The organism is Shewanella mangrovisoli (genome assembly GCF_019457635.1).
Classification (GTDB): domain Bacteria; phylum Pseudomonadota; class Gammaproteobacteria; order Enterobacterales; family Shewanellaceae; genus Shewanella; species Shewanella mangrovisoli.
Genome location: NZ_CP080412.1, coordinates 600,399 through 620,429 on the forward strand (window position 1 = coordinate 600,399; position 20,031 = coordinate 620,429).

The window sequence follows — 20,031 nt, forward strand, 5'->3', positions numbered from 1 at the left end:
CTACTCACGCTTTAGTTAAATGTCGTTGCCCATGGAAAGCACTGCGCAATAAACTGGCTCACAGAATGGGGAACACTCAAAGGCTGGTTGTTGCTTGGCACTCTGCCGAGTTTTCCACCTTGTTGTTGGATTCTATTGTGGGAGTATGTGGATGGCACAGATTATCAGTAATGCTGCGGTGGGTCGTACCCTATTGATTTTATTGCTGTGTGCTGGTGTTTTCTTTTTTATCGATTTTTTAGTTCCCGCCTTGGCCGCCCTGATCGTCTGCTTCTCCAGTTGGCCGCTGTACCAAAAATTAATGGCTAAATGCGGTGGTCGCTCGGCGTTGTCTGCCACAATCGCGTTAGTCTTGATTATTGTTGGGCTTATCACGCCGCTGATTTTTGTATTTTCCTATGCATTGCAAGAGATTCGAGCCTGGGTTGAGTGGCTGGTGTATGCCAACCAGCATGGCGCTCCCGTGCCGCTGTGGATTAAGGATTTACCTTGGATTGGCGAGTGGCTTACCCTGCAATGGCAGCAGTTTATCGGTGAACCCCATGAACTGGGCAAGATAGTCAGTGCCATTAGCGGTCAGAATCTGAGTGGTATTTCCCGCTGGGTACTGCAATTGGGCTGGAATACCTTAGGTCTGCTGCTGACCCTGCTGTTTATGCTGATCACCTTGTTTTTCTTATATAAAGATGGCGAGTCGGTGGCTAAACAGCTGGATATTGTTGGCGAGCGCATTCTTCCTGCCCGCTGGCATCGATTCTCCCGTGTGGTGCCTGCGACTGTGAGTTCAACCGTTATCGGCATGACGCTTATCGCCATCGGCGAGGGCATAGTGTTGGGGATTGCTTACTGGATTGCCGGCGTGCCTTCGGCCGTGGCCTTTGGGGTGTTGACCGCGTTTATGGCCTTAGTGCCCGGCGGCGCGCCAACCATGTTCACTTTGATTTCATTGTATTTAGTCGGCACCGGCGATATGACGGCGGGTGTGGGCTTATTTCTCTGGGGCAGTATCGAGCTGTTTATTGTCGATAAAACCCTGAGACCTAATCTGGTTGGCGGGCCAATCAAATTACCTTTCCTGCCGACCTTCTTCGGACTGATTGGCGGGGTGAAAACCATGGGGTTTGTTGGCCTGTTTGTCGGCCCGGTATTGATGGCGTTGCTGATTGCTATCTGGCGCGAGTGGTTAAGGGATGAGCCTGATCATACGCTGGTAACCGAATCCCTTGGATCCCCAAGGGAGCAAGGTCAGTCAAGCTAGAGCTGAGTGAGCGCTTGTTTACGCTCTTCGGTGTAATACCACCAAGGTTTAGGATCGTCACCCGCCATAAAGCGGGTGACAGATATAAACACATCCAGCATGCAGGGATCGTGGATTTTCCAAGTTAAACTATTGATACGTGAGTACATTTCGTAGGGGTCTTGCCCTAACAGTTGTTCTGGGCTCTCGATGCCGAGTAATCGTAAATCTGCTGCGCAGGCCTTACCAATATTGGGTAAATCCGTTAATCGCTTTACCTCGTTGCGCACTACCTTTGCTGGATTCATCTATTAGCCCCATCTCTAGCCCCTATGACTATGAGTTTACCTCTTGCTCCCACTTTAGTCAGGCATTCAAGCGACAACACTGGTTGTTTTGGGCTCTGCAAAGCGTTGCTGTACTTCTAGTACCTGCGCTTTGCACTCGATAAAGGCGCGAGTGAGTTTAGGATCAAACTGAGTGCCAGCATTTTCTTCAATATAATCAAATGCCTTTTGTGTACTCCAGGCCACTTTATAGGGACGGTCTGAGGTGAGTGCATCGAAGACATCGGCGATGGCGGCAATGCGGGCACTTAAAGGAATTTGCTCACCCGCGAGTCTGTGGGGATAACCTGTTCCGTCCCAACGTTCGTGATGATAGAGCGCGATCTCCTTGGCGAGGGATAACAGCGGGTCATCGTCATCACCGAGGATCTGCGCGCCAAAGGAAGCGTGTTGCTGCATTTGGCGTCGCTCATCATCGGTTAATTTTCCCGGCTTAGACAGGATCGAATCTGGGATGCCGATTTTACCAATATCGTGCATCGGGAGCGCGGTAAAATACATCTCACACCAAGCTTGGGAATCACACACATATTGGGCCAAAATGCGGCCGTAGTGGCTCATCCTAGTAATATGTAGGCCCGTTTCGTTATCGCGATACTCCGCCGCCAGTCCCAGTTTTTGGATAATTTTATGGCGAGTCAATTCCAACTCTTGTGTCCGTTGCTGCACTAGGGCTTCGAGCTGCCTTGCTTGATTACTCAAGGCTAAATGGGTTTGAGTGCGTACCTTGAGTACCGCAGGGCTAATGGGTTTGGAAATATAGTCCACGGCACCGAGTTCAAAGCCGGTTTGCTCGTCTATGGTATCGGTTTTGGCGGTCACAAAGATCACAGGGATCTTGCTGGTGATGGGGTCACGCTTAAGCCTACGACAGGTCTCGAAGCCATCCATCTCAGGCATCATCACATCGAGTAATATAAGCTCTGGGAGGGGATGGGTGCTGGCCAGTTTAAGCGCCTTTTCACCTGAGGTTGCGGCGCGGATCGTGTATTGATCTGACAAGATCCCGTGAATAATCTGGATATTATCGGGTGTATCATCCACCACTAATAATATGGGTTTAGTGACAAGTGAAGTCATGGTTTCGCCTCTACTGAGTCGGTTGGTTTCCCGTATTAATCCGGTGGCGAGACTGAGAAAACCCCAATTCGTCCCCGTTAATGCCAGTGCCAAACTAGGCGGGTAGTGCTGCTTAATTCCATGAAAGTGTTTTATAACAATATGAAAATCATCATAAAATTATGATGGCTATGTTTTCATCGTTCAGGTTATATGATGGCGGTAGCTATGAGCTTGACGGAAAATAAGATAACGGATTTAACAGCTGGTTAAATCTTGTTCTGACCAGATAATAACCCAAAAAAATGTATCATGTTGTATCTTTTGATCTGTTTTGTTCACACTTTTAGGGATTAATGCTTTTTAGTGTGAGTGGTTTTTTCTACAATTACTGCCTGTTTTATGAGCTAAGGTGCCATTGGCCTCATGGATCAAATGGCCAAGCCTGTTCCATCCATTACCTCGGGTTCAATTGAATCCACAGTGTTTTAGCGTTCGCATTTCGTCTGTTCTCATTCTTAAGTACACCATTCATACCAGCGGGACGGTAAGAAACTTAACCTAAGAGGAAAAGTTATGGCCGTTTTTGGCATTCTTTCGGGTCGTTTAGATAAGGCCATTCGACACATCTTTACGGCCATTGGCGGCCAGCGTCAAAGCGTAAAACCTAGCGTGCGAGTTATCTCCTCGCTGGGGTATTTTGCCTGTCTCTTGAGCCTGTCGGCGTCTTTACTGTGCTTATGGCCAAATACGGTTGCTGCCAATGAGATGTCACAGCAAGAGCATCGTCAGGCTTTATCCCAATTGACGCCGGCGCAAAAACTCGCCCATAGCCATAGGGTGAGTATGATTTTGGAGGCGGATAGACCCTTTTGGAATCAAGTCGCTAAGTTTGCCAAGATTGCGGCCATGGATCTTAATATCCAGCTCGACATCGTCTACGGCGATAGCACGCCGGAAACCTTACTCGCTCTGGGGCGTGAGGCGATAGATAACGCCGTTGCTGGGATTATTTTTGTCCCTATCTTAGGTATGGGGCAGGACCTCTTAGTGGAGGCTAAACGCAACAATATCCCTGTCGTGACCATTAACTCCGAATTTGCCCAAAGCTCATTGGCCTTAAGAACCCAAAATCCTAACTGGGTCGGTAAGGTGACGATGAATAGCAGTAATCTGGGGCAAAACCTGCTCGAAAAAATGTTTGAGGAGGAAGCCAGCTCCGAGCAGATGAACCTGTTGCTACTCGCGGGAAGTAAAGACAATCTCGATGTGCAAAAGCGTACCGCTGAACTCAAAAATGCCGTGAGCAAGCAATTTGCCAATGCCAAATTCAAGGTCGTTAATACCGATTGGAGCGCCTCGGCGGCGCGTGCCGCTTACCTTAAGGCGATACAGCAAGATCCTAATATTAATACCGTGATTGCAATGAACACTACTATGGCCATGGCGGTGACCCATGAGGCCGAAGCCGATACTTCGCGCCCTATGCCCCATATTGGTTCGCTAAGTTGGAATCATCAATTGGCACAAGGGATCCAAAAGGGCACTGTCGCCGCGGGTGTCGGCGGGGTGGAGTTTCAAGGCGCCTTTGGCCTTGTGCTGCTATTTGATTATTTAAATGGGGTGGATACTCGCGCTAAGGGCTTCGAGTTTCAGGTTTTGCCTTTGATCATCAGCCCCAATAACTATAACGATTACTATGAGTTACTCGATTTTGACTCATTGCAACCTGACTTTTCTCGGGTATCTCTTGCGCTGAATACGAATCTGTTTTTGGTGGATTTCCGCTTAGGCAGCTTGATTCCGAATATGGATGTTCACCGCTTTATGACTCTGCTAAGCGTGGAGGAAAGGGCCTTTATCAACAACAATCCTATCGTCAAGGTTGGGATAGATCCTCATTCCGCCCCTATTGATTTTATTGATGAAAACGGCATCCACCGTGGCATGATGGCGGATTATCTCGCCGAGATCAGCCGCGTCGTACCGCTGATCTTCCAGACCTATAACGAAGGTTCTTGGCAGCAAGCCATCGATGAGTTTAAGCGGCACGATGTGGATATGTTATCGCTGGCCTCGGCCAATGCTGGCCGTGAACAATGGATGTTATTTACCGATGCCATCAATCAATATCCGCCTGTGATAGTCACCCATGTCGATGGAGAACATCCCAGCAGTTTAGAGCAGCTAAAGGGCAAGTCAGTCAGTGTGGTTTCGGGCGATGTGACACAAACGCAACTGCTTGAAGATTATCCTGAAATTGTCCTTATCCCCTTTGAAAATCTTGAGCAAGCGTTAACGGCGGTGAAGCAACATCAAGTCGATGCTGCCTTTGTGAATTTCCCTAGCACAGCTTACTTATTGCAATCGCCACAGTTTAATCGACTGCAAATTGTGTCTGCCAGTGACTACCGCTTTGGTATCTCTATGGGGGTGCGTAAGGATTGGCCCGAGCTACAGAGCATTTTAAATAAGGCTTTGGCTCAAATTCCCCAGGATAAAGTACGTGAAATTCAGCACCGCTGGGTAAACGTGCAATATGAACTGGGACTCAAGAAGCAGCAAGTATTTGACTGGGCGGTGCGAATTGCCGTGGCAGTCGTGCTTGTTCTGTTGATGTTTAGCTTGCGAAACAGAAGGTTAAATAAAGATATCGCGCAGCGGATCCACACCGAAGAGCAGCTCAGCCTGAGTATGAATAAGTTCCAAGCCTTATTCGACTCGGCGGTCGACGCCTGTGTGATTACCGATAGGCAAGGGGTGATTATTGAATGTAACTCAGCCCTGTTATCACTACTTAAATATCAGCATAAATATCAGCTTATTGGTCGTCGCACCCTAGTTTATTATCCACCGCACTTGGGCGAAACCGACAGCGAGACCCTGTTCGAGCAACGTCTACAGACTGTGCTGGAGCAGGGCCAGTTGCGATTCGAAGCCGATTTTGTGACCTCAATGGCGGAAATCGTCAATGTTGAGGTCACGCTTAAGCGCATCGAGCTCAATGGCTCCCTGTTTGTATTGGGCACCTATCACGATCTGTCGGAACGAAAGCTGATGAATGCTTTGCTCGAACGCGAGCGGGATCTGCTCAAACACGTGTTAGGTAGAAGTCCTATTGGCGTTTGGATCTGTATCGAAGGCGTCTGCCGCTATGTGAACGAGCAAATTACCGAGATGACAGGGCTACAAGTGGGTCAATCCGTTTACCCGATTTTTGCGCAGCCCGATGACTACCGTTGCCATATAAGTGAATTGGATTTAAGCCAAGACAGTACCGTCTTTGAAACTCAACTATTTGATTGCAAAGGGCAACGCCGTGATGTGTTGTTAACGGCGTACCACACAGTGCAGGATGGGCAAAATGCTAACCTCTGCTGGGCCTTGGATATTACCGACACTAAGTCGATTCAGGATGAGCTGGCCATCGCTAAGGACGCCGCCGAGGCGGCAAACCGTGCTAAGTCTGACTTTTTAGCGAATATGTCCCATGAGATCCGCACGCCGATGAATGCGATCCTAGGGATGTCGTATTTGGTGTTGCAGACAGAATTAAGCAGTAAACAGCGGGATTATGTGGGCAAAGTGCATCAGGCGGCGGGCTCGCTGCTGGGTATTCTCAACGATATTTTGGATTTTTCCAAAATTGAGGCCGAGAAGATGGATATCGAATGCGCTGTGTTCGATCTCGATGATGTGCTGTCTAACTTGGCCAATGTGGTGAGTTATAAGGTCGAAGAGAAAAACATGGCGTTTATCTTTGATCTGCCGCCCGAATTGCCCCGCTACTACCATGGTGATGGCCTGCGCTTGGGGCAGATCCTGATCAACTACTGCAATAATGCGGTCAAATTCTCCCATAACGACAGCAATGTGGTATTGAGCTGCGAGAGTAAAGTGCATGGTGAGCAGGTTGAGCTGACCTTCTGTGTGGAAGATTTTGGCATTGGTATTCCGGAGCAAAAACAAGGGGTTCTTTTTGGCTCCTTTGAGCAGGTGGATGCCTCTACTTCTCGGGAATATGGTGGCACAGGTTTAGGCTTAGCCATCTGTAAGCGCCTCGCTCATCTGATGGGCGGCGAGGTTTGGTGTGAGAGCGAATTAGGCGTCGGCAGTCGTTTTTATGTCAGGCTCACTCTCGATTGTGCCGATACCTATGATCCTAATGCTTTGTTTGATCCCTTAGCGGGAGAAACCGCTAAGCTTATCGGTTTACACCCTAGGTTAGATAAACTGCTGACCATACATGGTGTTTCGGCAAGCATGCAGGTCGAGAGTGCCGATGTGGGCACTGTGATCGCCCAGCTTAAACAGTCGCCCACAAGGCAATTGCTGATCTGCGATTACAGTGCATTTGTGCCTGAATTGTTGGAAGCGTTGGCGGTTAATCAAGCATCGCGAATGTTACTGATTGGCCAGCTAAGCGATCAGGACTCTCTTAGACAACTCATTGAAAATAATGACAGAGTCATATCGCAGACTAAACCGCTTACCCCGATTGCCATAGGTAATGCGCTGTTATCCCTGCTGGGACATCAGAGTGAGGATGGTAGGCAAGTGCAGCAAGATCATTCGCTGCATGCTCTTAAGACCCAACTGGCGGGCGCAGAGGTGTTGTTAGTGGAGGATAACCAGCTCAATCAAGAGCTGGCGGTGGAGCTATTACGTCAGGCGGGCATCAATGTCACTGTGGCAAATCATGGGCTTGAGGCCATTGAGAGGGTTGAGCAGCAGTACTTTGATTGTGTATTAATGGATTGCCAGATGCCTGTGCTCGATGGTTACGAGGCGACGCGTCGCATCCGTGAATTGCCCCAATTTGCCAACTTACCGATTTTGGCTATGACGGCCAATGCCATGTCCGGCGATATTGAAAAAGCGCTGGCGGTGGGGATGAATGATCAGATCACTAAGCCTGTGCATGTGAAGGATCTCTACACTGTGATGGCGCGCTGGATCACGCCCAAGCAGCGAAAATCAGTGCCCTTAGTATTGAAACGCTCGACCCATGCGCAGGATTTACCGCAGCTCGAGGGTTTAAGTATTCAAAATGGTTTGTCGCACTGTGATCACAACGAATCACTCTATAGCCATCTGTTGGGCTTATTTATCAACACCAGTAAGACCTTATTGGGGCAACAACAGCGCGCCTGGCAGGAGGAAAACGCCGATGAGCTGCGCTTAAGCTTGCACACCTTAAAGGGCGTTGCCGCCAACGTCGGGGCGATGGAGATCAGCCGCCTTGCCAGTGAACTCGAGCTGCAATGCCTGACTGCGAAGCGGAGTTTTACGGTCGAGCTGCATGAGCAGTTATTGGCGTTACAAACCGAGTTACAGTGTTTAGTCAGTGGCTTAGAGAGTTGGCATCAGCAGAACAATAGCATCAAGCCGGAAGCCTCGTTAAGTGATGAAGCGCTCGCGGCCATGTGGCCGCAGTTAGAGCAAAGCCTGCTGGAATACAACACCAATGCCTTGGAGTGGGTGAATAAGCTTACCCATGCGCCGCAGTTACAGGGGGATTCTGGCCTGCTCAAACAGTTGAAAATGGACGTTGAACTGTTTGATTTTGAACAGGCATTAGTGCGACTACAAACCCTTAAACAGGCGCAACAGACGAGGGCAGCGACATGCAGTTAACTCAAATGCAGTGCTTGATAGTCGAGGATATGGATGCCCTGCGTAAAATTATGGCCGAGCAGCTGCGCCAACTCGGCTTTGGTCAAGTATTACAGGCCGATTGTGGTCGCCAAGCCTTGGATATGTTGCAGCGAATGCAAATCGATCTCCTGTTACTGGATTGGAGTATGCCGGACGGCCATGGGCAAGAGTTACTCGAGAGCCTGCGCCAGCAGGATAAATGGCAAGATTTGCCCATTATCCTTGTGACGGCCAACGCCCATCGCAGTTTAGTGGAAGTGGCGATGAAGTATGGGGTGTCGGATATTATCGCTAAGCCCTTTAACTCTAAGACCTTGCAGGCCAGAGTGTTACAGGCGCTTACGCGTCGCCATAAGCGCACTCAAGTCGCGCCATCTTCAGCGATGGCGGCCAAAATAGACGCGACGGCGACAACGGAAACTGCGCCCGCCTTGAATGTGGTGCTGGTGGTCGATGATATGCCGGACAATCTGGCCTTTATGGCGGGGCTGTTAAACGACGACTATAAGGTGCTGTTTGCCAAGGACGGTAAGGCAGCGCTAAAAATTTGCCAGTCGGCGACGCCGCCAGATGTGGTGTTGTTAGATGTAATGATGCCCGAAATGGACGGGCATCAAGTGTTGCAAGCCTTAAGAATTGAGCCGCGAACGACCGAGATCCCGGTGATCTTTGTCAGTGCTCTCGGTGAAGTTGAGCATCATCTACAGGGGCTAAGAGGCGGCGCTATCGACTATCTCACTAAGCCAGTGCAGCCGGAGATCTTAAAGCTCAAGCTGGCGAATGTGCTGGCGCAAGTGCAGCGTCAACGGGCATTACAGCAAGAGTGTGACGAGCTGTTGCGTCTGGCACAACTTAAAGACAATGCCGATAGCATCATAAGCCACGATCTTAAAAATCCGCTGGCAACGATAAGCGCCTTGGCGCAAAAACTCGCGCAGGATAAAAGCTTCCCTAAGGAGTGGCTGCCCAAGATCAATTTAGTCGATGAGTTGGCACTACAGTCGATAAATACCGTGAATTTAACTTCGGATATTCTGCGTATCGAGGCGGGGCAATATGCCTTGGATGCCGAGTGGTTCTCGGTGCATGAGATGCTAAAGCAGTTGCTACAGGCGGCGCAGGTCAACTTTCACAGCAAACAATTAGTGGCTTACTTGTCTCCGGATGAAGATCCCTGCAGTAGCTTCGATGTAATGGGTGACCCTAAATTGTGTCACCCTATGTTATTCAACCTGATTAAAAATGCCTTCGAGGCGGCGCGCCCTAAAACCAAGGTGGCGATTTCGCTGTCGCGCCACGAAGGTGATGTACTGATCGCTATCGAAAACACGGGCGCTGTGTCCGCCGATATCCGTGAGCAGTTTTGGGAAAAATATGTCACGCAAGGCAAGGCTGAAGGGGTTGGCATTGGCACCTATGCGGCGCGCTTATTTGCTCGGGCGCAAAAGGGCGAGGCTAATCTTGTGGTGGATGATGCTAAGTCAATGACTCGAATTGTGATCCGCTTACCCGCGGCTATCGATGCCGTGGTCGGCGAGTGATAAAGACACAACAAAAAGGGCAAGCCTTAGCTTGCCCTTAGCGCGTTAGAGTTTACTGATATCGACGTTCAGGCTGTCTAAGTGTTTTAGAATTTCGGGGTTCACATTGGTGTCGACACGCCCACCTAAATGCTCAGCAAAAAACTGCTCGGTGGCGACAATTGAGGCCAGCTTGTTGGCGCGTTTACTGAAGCCATGTCCTTCATCTTTGGCCAGTACGTACTTAACGGGTAAAGACTTTTGGTACATCTTCTTGGCGATATTATCCGACTCAATTTGGGTGACGCGCGGATCGTTCGCCCCTTGGATCAGCATCAATGGCGCCTTGATATTATCGACATAGTTAATTGGCGAGCGTTTTTCCATATCTTGCTTCTGCTCGGCAATTTGCGGATCGCCAACCGACTCAAACCATTGGCCTAAGTAGGGGCGCCAGTAGTCGGGGAAGGAATTCATCAGTGTCACTAGGCTCGATGGCCCTACATAGGCGATCACCGCTTGGTACAAGTCGGGTGTGAAGGTCGCACCTGACAGCGCCGCATAACCACCGTAGGAGGCGCCGAAGATCCCTAAACGCTGTTTATCGGCAGTGCCTTGTTCGACTAAGTAATTGGCCCCGTCGGTGAGATCGTGCTGCATGCTGCCAATCCCCCAGTTATTGTTACCTAGGTTTAAGAATTTCTTACCAAAACCCGTCGAGGCGCGGAAGTTAGGTTGCAACACGGCATAACCACGGTTGGCATAGAACTGGGCAATCGCGTGGAAATAACCCGAGTCGAGCGTCCAAAAATCCCGTGCCCAAGGGCCGCCATGGGGCAGGATAATGGTCGGTAACTGAGTCTGTTTTCCTTTCGGTAGCGTTAAATAGGCTTGGATTTTCACCCCATCCCGCGCGGTATACACGATAGATTGGCGTGGCGAGAGTTGATCCGCAGGAATGCTGGCCGGAATGTCTACTAACAGATGGATATCCCCCGTGGCGGCATTGTATTGATAGTCCGCGCCTGCGGCTCTGTCGCTGGCGACATGAATTTGCCACAGATTGGTTTTCTCGTTCATCTCGCCAATTGTGATTTCAACATCTTGATTAAAATGACGATTTATCACATCCCAATGGCGAGCAAACTCGGCATCTAAGGGATAAACCCGTAAACGCCCACCGTAGTAACCAACTGCTAAGGGCTCACCCGCATCGTTAAACTGTACCGCAAATACGTCGGCCTCGTTGTCGGGATCCTTGTGAATGGTTTCATATTTGCCCGTCATCAGATCGACTTTCAGCAATTCCTGCTTATCGCGCTCGCCGATATTGGCGCTGATATAGGCGAGCTTCTTATCATCGTTCACTTTAAGAATATCGATGCTCTCACCCTTGGCACTTTGAATGATCTTGCGCCAGTTGCCGTCGATCAGCACATATAAGGCATTGGTGTTATCGAGATTACTGCTGCTGGCAATTACAGGTTGCCCCTGTTTATTAAACTTCACCTGAGTAAAGCTCAGCTCGTTCTTCAGGATTGGGGTTAGTTTGCCATCGTTGATATTGAGCAGATAAATATCCATGCGGCTCGAATCGTCGTGGTTGGCTTGAACAACCAGCAGATCGGGATTGTCTTTTACCTGCTCGAGCACGCTGTATTGCACTTCGTCCTTATGGGTTAAGCGCTGCTCTTTAGCGGTGATTTTACCCGCGTGTTCTTCAAAGCTCAGCTTGTAAATCTGGGTGTTCTCATTACCGCCTTTGTCCTTCATAAAGAATAAGTCATTGCCCTTGGCGGACCATTCGAAGGCGCGGATAGGTTCTACCGATGTGGTCAGTGGCGTGGCATTGGCGAGGTCACTCTTATCCGCCATCAGATAGATATTGCTGGCTCCTTGGTATTCCTTTACAAAGGCGAGCCATTTGCCATCGTCGGACATTTTTAGATGGCGAATGCTTTGCTCGTTAAAGAAGTTTTCAATGGGAATGAGCGGCGTCTCGGTTTGCTGCGTCGCGGCAACTTGAGGCTGTTCGTTGCGAACATCTGCCGTAGTGCAACCCGTCAGCAGCAGTGCGGCGGCAATGGCAGCACTGCATAACTGACTCGTAAATGGAAATTTTTGCATTGTCGTAACCTTAGTTTAGGAAAATTGACATTATGCTAATACGAAAATTAATTATCGTAAAACAATAAAATTATATTTCTTTGTAATATTTTTTGTCGAAGGATTATACTGGTGCTCGTTCGCTATGAACGGCTTGGGATGATGTTTGGGTGAGTGGATGAATCAAAATTTTGAAAAATTAATAAAAATCAGTGGTTTTTGTCGCTGGCTGGTGCTGTTATCTGCGGTGGCGATTATCGCCCATCTACTTTATAGCTATTGGGCCTATGATGAGATCCGCTTCAATACCAGTAATTCCCAGTTCCTCGAACTGTGGAACTTGCCGAACGCTAGCCGAAACCTGTTACTCGCCATGCTAACCCCTTTATTTATCTCATTTTTAGTCGGTGTTTATTGGCTGCAACGGCTGTTATCCTGCTATCAGCGTGGGTTGTTTTTCAGTGATGAGAGCATGAAATGTTACTTGTGGCTCGTATGGCTGAAAGCCGCCGCCTTAGTGTTTGAAATGCTACAAAACCTAGGCGTAGGCTACTATCATCAGTCATTTTTTGAGGATGGTCGCATCGAATTAGTGCTCGATTTTGGCAATATCACCACGATTTTATTGATGTTGCTGATCGTGTATTTGCTTAAAGCCGCCCGCGATTATGAGGCGGAAAACCAAGAGTTTGTTTGATTTTGAATATTATCGTTAATTTAGACGTCATGATGGCGATGCGAAAGGTGAGTTCTAAGGAGCTGGCCAAAGCGGTGGGCATTACCGAGGCTAACTTGTCCTTGCTTAAGCGGGGCAAAGTCAAAGGGGTGCGTTTTGATACCTTGGCGAGTATCTGTGAATACTTAGCCTGTCAGCCGGGGGATATTTTGGAATACCGCAAGGATGCCGAGCAAGACACGTCGGACTAAGGAAGAGACCTAGGCTGCATGCTGTGCAGCCTAGGCTTGCGGTGTTACGCTTTTACTAGCTGAGTTAAATCCGCCGGGCGGTAGTAAACTGACTTTAATACCTTGCCTTGGCGCACCACTTTACCGGACATTTCCACATCCTTAGCGCATTTGGCGATGATAAACTCGCCCTTTTTGCTGCCAACGATTTCAACACCTTGCTCGGCATAGAAGGCGATAGTCTCTGTCAGTTCCTGCTCATTGCGGCAAACTTTGCTCATGTTGCTCGAATGCACTTCATCCCAGCAGGCGATAAAGTCGATTTCACGGTTTTTAGCTACACACAGCAGCAAGTCGATAAGGTAGCTGATCTCTAGGCGGTCACTCATTTGTAATGCGCCTAAATGCACTAAGCGCCCCATCAATACATACACTGAATCGACAATGGCATCGGCCTGCTCGATACGGTTATCGGCTTCGGCAAGTTCGGTTAATTCTTCAATAATCAGCGAAGTATGTAGCGTGTCGGCCTTTTCATCCAAGGAGCTAGCCTCATTAACGGCGAGGTCGAAGGTGCTGCGAAACTCACTGATATCACGGTATAAGTGGTCATAAATGGGTTGAGTTAAACAAGTGAGTTTCATTGGGAAGCCTTAGATTTTATCAATGGGTTTTACGAATAGATTTGCAAAATCGATTCATGGATAACAGCGGCAATTCTAAAGAAAGGTGGCGCAGAATACAAAGCGCGCTGGCGATAAGCTAAAAATACCCGCTGCCAAATCGGGGAGCAGCGGGCTTCGGCAAAGATTTAGGGTGGGGTACCGAACGGAGATTTGATTCAAGCATTGGCTAAGACAAAACCAACTTAGCCCTTTAGTAATGAGTGCCGAGTGAAATCATTGGGCATATTTGGCAATAAGTTTATCTAAATAGGGCGCGACATCTTTGTCTGTCCAATCAAGATAGCCACGGACAAAACCGACCAGATTACCTTTTGCATCAAAAGCATAGGTCGCAGGCACTACGTTAGCCGGGATGATCTGTTCGATGTTTTTATCAGGATCGAGCCAAGTGCTGTAGTTGCTAAAGCCATGCTGATTAAGAAAAGGTCGCACCTCTGTTACTTCTTCATCAATCGAGATGGGCACAATGGCGATATTCTTATTGGCATATTGCTGCTGGAGTTTTTGCAGCTCGGGGATTTCCCGTAAGCAGGGCGTGCACCAGGTTGCCCAAAGGTTTACTAAGGTCAATTTACCTTGGTATTGCTTTAGTGTATGCGTTTGCCCGGCTTCATCTACAAACGGGACTTCAGGCACGCCGCGGGCATGCTGCATCTCGATAAAGCCAGTCATGACTCTGGGTTTAGGAATGGGCTCACCTGTTTCATAGAGTTTGTTTTGCAGTGAATGGGCTTGAACGGTGCAGCTCAGCAGCCATGCGGCGCAAAGGAGAGTGAGCTTGGCGGTGTAAGATTTCATGGGGTTATCCTTCTATTCAAACTGGGTAATCGGGACAATGGTTTAAAGGCTATGGTCTGCGTTTTATTAGGGCTAGCCCTAAACCCAACCCCACGACCAACAGCACGATCGGGCCGAGCCAGAGTGCCAGTGTGGCGGGCTTAAATTCGGGCTGATAACGGATTTTCTCGCCGTAGCGCTGCACCATAAAATCGAGGATCTCATCCCGCTTATAGCCTTGTTCCAACAGTGAAAAGATTTGCCCTTTAAGCTCATGGGCAATCGGTGCTTGCGACTCAAATAAGGTCTGATTGGTCGCCATAGGGCAGCGCAGCACTTTACTGATCTCTATGGCTTGCTGTTGGTAGGAGGCGCCAAGGTTGGTGGCCTCCTGCGCCGTGGCGAGAAATGTCGCGCCGCCAAAGCAGAGACTCAACGACAGCAACCAAAACCATAGGCTCAAATAGGGCGAGCGAAACAGCGGGTTCATAACGTCATAGTCTCCTGTGGTGAGCTACTTACATTCAGCGCCTTTGTTTGTGCGACTCTACGGGGTTGTTTGATTGGCCATGCGGCAATAGCGCCAGCAAGCATCATCAATAAGGCGCCCAGCCAGATCCAGGTCGCTAAGGGCTTATAACTAATGCGGATCAGATATTCGGTGTCGCTCAGTTGTAGCCCCATAGAGACATAGAGATCCCGCCAAAAACCGTGGTCTATGCCCGCATGGGACACTTCCATGCCATTGCTATTAAAGGTTTGCCGCTGTGGATGGAGGTAACCCAGCACAAGATCATCCTGCTTGGCATCGCGGATACTGATATTGGCCTGAATCGCTGTAAAGCTTGGGGTTTCTACTGGTTCTGTGCTTTCGTACACCAGCACATAATCGGCAAGCGGTTTACCTTGCCCTGGTCCCATACGTAGCAGGGCTTCCTGCTCAAAAAACGAGACTGCTGTCGCGCCGATAATGGTGACTGACACGCCCAAATGACCGACTAGCATGGCCAATCTGGCGCGCTTTGATTTTGTCGATATAGCGGGCTTAGGTGTAGTCAATACTTTGGATGTCACTGTTACACTCACCCCAAGGCAGCAGAGCAAAAACAGCGCGCTGGTGCAGCCAAGGAATAGGAATAAGGCACCATCGGTTTGGGTCTGATAACTCATCAGCGCCGCGATAATCACAATTACGACAGAGGGCAAGGCTAATACTTTGAGTGGCTTGCGAGTTGACGCCTTCCAAGCGATTAACGGCGTGATGCCCATTAAGATCACTGCGATAAAGGTCAATGGGACAAAAATCGCATTAAAGTAAGGTGCGCCGACCGACAACGTGCCTAAGCCAAGCAGCTCGTATAGCAGGGGATAAAAGGTGCCCAGCAGAACGGAAAAGGCTGCAACCACTAATACAATGGATCCAAGGAGTAACAGTGTCTCTTTGCTCAATAGGTTATGGTTGACTTCTCGTTTCAACGCTGGCGCTTTGAGTGCAAAGATTAATAGTGCAGCACCGACAAAAAGCACCAATAAACAGAGGATTGACATGCCTCTGGTGGGATCTGCCGCGAAGGCATGTACAGATTGCACTATGCCGGAGCGCACCAAAAAGCTGCCGAGTAAGCTGAGTGAAAATGCCAAGATGCACAAAAATAGCGTGGTCAGGGCAAAGCCTTGGGTCTTTCTGGTCAGCACTAAAGAATGCACCAGTGCGGTAGCAACTAACCAAGGAATAAAAGAAGCATTTTCAACGGGATCCCAAAACCACCAACCACCCCAACCCAACTCGTTATAGGCCCACCAGGAGCCAAAGGCATTACCCCCGGTGAGGAAAATCCACGCCAGCAATACCCAAGGCCGTAAGTATTCGAGGTGGCGATGCACTAATGCGCCACCCAGCAGGGATGCTAGCGCCGCGGCAAAGCAAACGGTTAGCCCGACATAACCTAAAAACAGCATAGGTGGGTGCAGTATTAAGCCAATGTCTTGCAATATCGGATTGAGGTCACGTCCCTCAATCGGAATATTGGGCAGTAATCGGGCAAAGGGATTGGAGGTAAAGAGTAAAAACAGATTAAAGCCGAGGATAACGAGCGCGAGAATCGCCAATAGCCGCGCAAAATAGGTTTTATCCGTCTGCATATCGGCGTTATCTAAACCGACGAGTTTACCCGCTTGGCGCCAATTGATAATGGCACCCCATAAAGCGATGGCGAACACCCAAAACAGCATCGAGCCTTCATGGCTGCCCCACACTGCGGCAATTTTATAGCCGAGGGCGAGTTGGCTATTGGAATGGTTCGCCACATAGGCAACCGAAAAGTCATCGCTAATAAAGCTATAAATAAGGCATAAGAGTGCGCTCAATAAGCTTATAAACATGGCGTTAAATAATTTATTTCCGAACTCGATTAAATAAAGCTGTGACTGATTAATGCCAACAAAATGAATAGTGGCAGAGAGTAATGCCAACACAGTGCTGATGATTAGCAATATATGTCCTATTTCTGGAGTCATATTTATCATTACTCATTCCTGTGTTGCATGGTTAATTTATTTATGGCGTGTATTGGTGTGAGATTATTTTTAATTCACTTAAAGCCTATTTAGATTGTCTCGTCTGCATTTGTATTGTTTTTTGAGTGTCTTTGAACAAATCGCGCATTTCACCTATCTAGGATTGACTGGCAGGGTAGCGGAGTTTTTCGGGCAGGAATGTGATCTGTCTCGGCATTAAAATCGTCACTTTTCCCTTTGGCTATTTTTGAAAAATAAAACCATTTTTTAGCTCTTTTTAGATCTAAAAAGCCACGGTTTATTTCTAAAATATTTTCACTTATTTTTATCTAAATTATTGGTTTTATTTCATTTGTGCCTTTTTATTTCTATTGATTTTTGAATCAAAATTTAATGTGCACTAGCGCAGGTTTTTAGGCGTTTAGCTGCTTCATCATGCCGCCACTGGTCAATTGTTTATGTCGTTCAGTGAACAGTTAGGTTCAGTGGAAAATATAAAACTAATGATAAATTAGGAGTGAATGATGAAGCGATGGAAATCCAAAGTAGCATTAAGCGTGCTATTTTGTTTAGGTTCTGCCGTAAACGTTACCACAGTCGCCTCCGATGCTAAGTCGGAGGGTAAAGTGGTGCCTGGCGTGGGGAATAAGCAGCAATCCCACTATACTCAAGATATTTTGGCTAACCCCAATTTAAATGAAAATTTAATGGAGAAATCCCGCGGTGTGAAAACATTGCAGGATTATATTGTTCAAGAGCAAGAATTGTTTGATTTTCTATTTGAAAATCACCCAGTTTTTAAATATGACGCTGAAGGTCGATTAAAGGGCACTTATAAAGTCAGTGACCGTGGTGAAGAATATTTGCACGGTGGTGACAGTGTTGCTTACAGCAAACACAGTAAAGAAGTGAACCCGACGGATGGCACTGCGGTGCGTTACAGTTCCTACAACGATGGTCAACGTCCAAAGGCGCTGCAATACCGTTTAGGGGCCAAATCTATCCTCGATTTCCCTAACAAGTTTGTTGGCCCAGAAAAATGCGGTGAGTGTCATGGCCCGCAATACGAGAAGTGGAGACGTTCACGCCACTCTAAAACCATTCGTTTCCCTGGCGAGCATCCAGAGGTCGATAACGACCTGAAAAAAACCATGTATGGCACTAAAGATACCTCGATTCTGCCATCGGGTATTACGCCAGATGCTATCTATGCCACTGTCGGTACACCACGTACCAAGTATGGTTTTATCGACGCCTACCTAGTGCGCGGTACTTACCACGTTAAAGACGGTCTGTTGAAGGACGGCACTGGGACTATGGTCGCCGGTGGTAACCAATTCTCCCGTGGTTGGGCTGAGTGGTTAACCCCTGAAATGGCAGCAAAAATCAATAAAGCCATCCCAAGCTTCCCCGTCAAAATGGAAGACTTCGGTACCAGCGGTTCACACCAATGGGGCATGAGTTCATACGGTGCTAAGTATGAGAAGGAATTCCTATTCCAACCTGCTAGCTCCTACTGCGAAATGTGCCACACCTTCAAGTTTGACTTCCAAACGAAGGATGAATTCTTCGCGGCCCTAGGCAACCCGAAAGAGCTGCAAAAGCACACTATTGCCAAAGGTATTACCTGTGAAGAGTGCCATGGCGCCGGCGGTCACTTAGACGGCGGTATCGGTGGCGGCATGCCATCTAACTGTGAACGTTGCCACCAACGCTTTAACTTTGTTGAAGAGTTAGCCGACACGCCACAGGGCAAAGAGAAACTGGAATACGCCTTCAACGTGAAGATGAAGTCGTCTTGCCCATCCTGTGGTACTGAAGGTTCGCAAATGTTTGCCTCTGCGCACTATGACAAAGGCATGCGTTGTTCAACCTGTCACGATCCGCACGAAGTCACCGATGGCGATTGGACCTCAGGTATCACTAAGCCAAAAATCATCAAACAGTGTACTGACTGTCACACGGCCCAAGCCGAGATCGCCAAGAACACTAACACCCACAGCAACCAAACCTGTCAAAGCTGCCACATGCCAAACATGGGAAGTTGTGAAAACTTCACGGCGATCCAATTCCCAGATATGGCGGGCTTCGACAACGTACGTAAGTCACACATGTGGAAGATTGATGTCGATCCACTGCGTAAGACCCTCAACCCACCTGAAGGCAAGTCTCGTGATGCAACCACTAAGGGCTGGACTGTGGCGAAAGACGAGAACGGCTACAACTACCTCGACCTGATGTGGACCTGTGCCCGTACATCGGCCTCAGACCACGATGTGGTGGATAACAAAGGTTGTCATAGCCAGTTCCAATCTGAGCTGGAAGTCGGTCTGCACTTCGAAGATCAGATGGAAATCTACGGCGAAGTTCAAAAGTGGCAAAAACCCGTTAAGGATACTTTTGCTCAAGTAGAACAAGCCCTTGCCCGTATCGACAAGCTGTTAGAAGTCACCAAGCTGTCGGTAGAAGACAAGACTCAAGTGTTGATGTTGACCGACAAAGCTCAAGACGTTGTTCGCCTGATCAAGGCTGACGGCTCGTGGGGTGTCCATGGTCCACGTTACTCACTGAAACGTCTCGACGCTGCCTTGACCTATGTCACTCAAGCCCAAGCCATTATCGATGGCAACGGCCTGAGCGCACAGAAAATGTAGTTCGACTCGAGTCTAACTTGTCCCCGACACGCGAGTGTCGGGGCTATACGAGGCCAAATGATGAATAAAGCGATTCGACACAGCCTGATAGGCGGCTTACTGGCACTGGGCTTAGGTGGCATGAGTTTACCCGTCGTGGCTGGTGGTGGCTCAGAGATCTCCGAGGCGCCCTATAACGAAATTCAGTTGAATCCGATCTCCATGCGGGAAGCCGAAACCTTAGTCGGTCAACCGGGGGTGTATTTTTTCGATGTAAACACACTGGAAATTTGGGCGGACGGTTTTATCCCCGGGGCGGTGTTTTTCAATGTGCAAAATTGGCGAGAGCTACTGCCAAAGAATAAAGACGCTGTGATGGTGTTCTATTGCGCTAACCGTCTTTGCACCGCCAGCAACATGGCCGCACGGGAAACCATGAAGCTAGGTTACACAGGTGTGCGACATATGGCCGATGGTATCTTCGGCTGGCGCATGTCAGGTAGAGCAACAGAAAAACCATAGTAATCAAATAAATATTATTAATCGGTTATGGGTTATCCCATACGTTTTCGGCTAAAGCACTAA

General features: G+C 48.6%; 14 protein-coding genes. 7 read left to right on the top strand and 7 right to left on the bottom strand.

All coding sequences use genetic code 11. The annotated features are described in order from the left end of the window. The first annotated feature begins 151 nt into the window (after positions 1-151). Positions 152-1,258: an AI-2E family transporter gene (locus tag K0H60_RS02705; RefSeq protein ID WP_220057192.1), complete on the top strand. Its 1,107-nt coding sequence runs from the start codon at positions 152-154 to the stop codon at positions 1,256-1,258. Here K0H60_RS02705 and K0H60_RS02710 read toward each other — a convergent pair. Beyond that, positions 1,255-1,545 (bottom strand): helix-hairpin-helix domain-containing protein, encoded by a 291-nt coding sequence (locus K0H60_RS02710; protein ID WP_220057193.1) that lies wholly within the window; start codon positions 1,543-1,545, stop codon positions 1,255-1,257. The genes K0H60_RS02705 and K0H60_RS02710 overlap by 4 nt on opposite strands. 66 nt (positions 1,546-1,611) lie before the next feature. Further along, entirely contained in the window at positions 1,612-2,664 is a 1,053-nt protein-coding gene (locus tag K0H60_RS02715; protein ID WP_011715687.1) for an HD-GYP domain-containing protein, read from the bottom strand. Between the two features lie 555 nt (positions 2,665-3,219). Here K0H60_RS02715 and K0H60_RS02720 point away from each other — a divergent pair. Beyond that, complete coding sequence (locus K0H60_RS02720) at positions 3,220-8,280, top strand: response regulator (RefSeq protein WP_220057194.1); 5,061 nt, start codon at positions 3,220-3,222, stop codon at positions 8,278-8,280. Beyond that, positions 8,271-9,842, top strand: coding sequence for a response regulator (locus K0H60_RS02725; RefSeq protein ID WP_220057195.1), 1,572 nt, complete (start codon positions 8,271-8,273; stop codon positions 9,840-9,842). The genes K0H60_RS02720 and K0H60_RS02725 overlap by 10 nt, the downstream gene beginning before the upstream one ends. 45 nt (positions 9,843-9,887) lie before the next feature. Here the strand turns inward: K0H60_RS02725 and K0H60_RS02730 are convergent, their stop codons facing one another. Further along, positions 9,888-11,948 (bottom strand): S9 family peptidase, encoded by a 2,061-nt coding sequence (locus K0H60_RS02730; protein WP_220057196.1) that lies wholly within the window; start codon positions 11,946-11,948, stop codon positions 9,888-9,890. Positions 11,949-12,105: 157 nt separating this feature from the next. Between K0H60_RS02730 and K0H60_RS02735 the strand changes: the two genes are divergently transcribed. Next, the gene (locus tag K0H60_RS02735) at positions 12,106-12,624 is read left to right on the top strand and encodes a DUF2975 domain-containing protein (protein ID WP_011715691.1); all 519 of its coding nucleotides are present in this window, start codon (positions 12,106-12,108) and stop codon (positions 12,622-12,624) included. A gap of 2 nt (positions 12,625-12,626) precedes the next feature. Continuing rightward, positions 12,627-12,854, top strand: a complete 228-nt coding sequence (locus K0H60_RS02740; protein ID WP_039978987.1) for a helix-turn-helix domain-containing protein — start codon at positions 12,627-12,629, stop codon at positions 12,852-12,854. A gap of 44 nt (positions 12,855-12,898) precedes the next feature. Here the strand turns inward: K0H60_RS02740 and K0H60_RS02745 are convergent, their stop codons facing one another. From K0H60_RS02745 to K0H60_RS02760, 4 genes are all read right to left on the bottom strand, one after another. Continuing rightward, positions 12,899-13,477, bottom strand: a complete 579-nt coding sequence (locus K0H60_RS02745; RefSeq protein WP_220057197.1) for a nucleoside triphosphate pyrophosphohydrolase family protein — start codon at positions 13,475-13,477, stop codon at positions 12,899-12,901. 255 nt (positions 13,478-13,732) lie between these two features. Continuing rightward, positions 13,733-14,317 carry a TlpA family protein disulfide reductase gene (locus tag K0H60_RS02750; protein WP_220057198.1) on the bottom strand — a complete coding sequence of 195 codons (585 nt, stop codon included), beginning with the start codon at positions 14,315-14,317 and terminating at the stop codon, positions 13,733-13,735. A 49-nt stretch (positions 14,318-14,366) separates the two neighbouring features. After that, positions 14,367-14,786, bottom strand: coding sequence for a cytochrome c-type biogenesis protein (locus K0H60_RS02755; RefSeq protein WP_220057199.1), 420 nt, complete (start codon positions 14,784-14,786; stop codon positions 14,367-14,369). Further along, positions 14,783-16,822, bottom strand: coding sequence for a heme lyase CcmF/NrfE family subunit (locus tag K0H60_RS02760; protein WP_220057200.1), 2,040 nt, complete (start codon positions 16,820-16,822; stop codon positions 14,783-14,785). The genes K0H60_RS02755 and K0H60_RS02760 overlap by 4 nt, the downstream gene beginning before the upstream one ends. 515 nt (positions 16,823-17,337) lie before the next feature. On the opposite strand from K0H60_RS02760, the gene K0H60_RS02765 reads away from it, so the two are divergent. Both K0H60_RS02765 and K0H60_RS02770 read left to right on the top strand, forming a co-directional pair. After that, entirely contained in the window at positions 17,338-19,467 is a 2,130-nt protein-coding gene (locus K0H60_RS02765) for a multiheme c-type cytochrome (RefSeq protein ID WP_220057201.1), read from the top strand. A 57-nt stretch (positions 19,468-19,524) separates the two neighbouring features. Further along, positions 19,525-19,968, top strand: coding sequence for a rhodanese-like domain-containing protein (locus tag K0H60_RS02770; protein WP_220057202.1), 444 nt, complete (start codon positions 19,525-19,527; stop codon positions 19,966-19,968). The last annotated feature ends 63 nt before the right edge of the window (positions 19,969-20,031 follow it).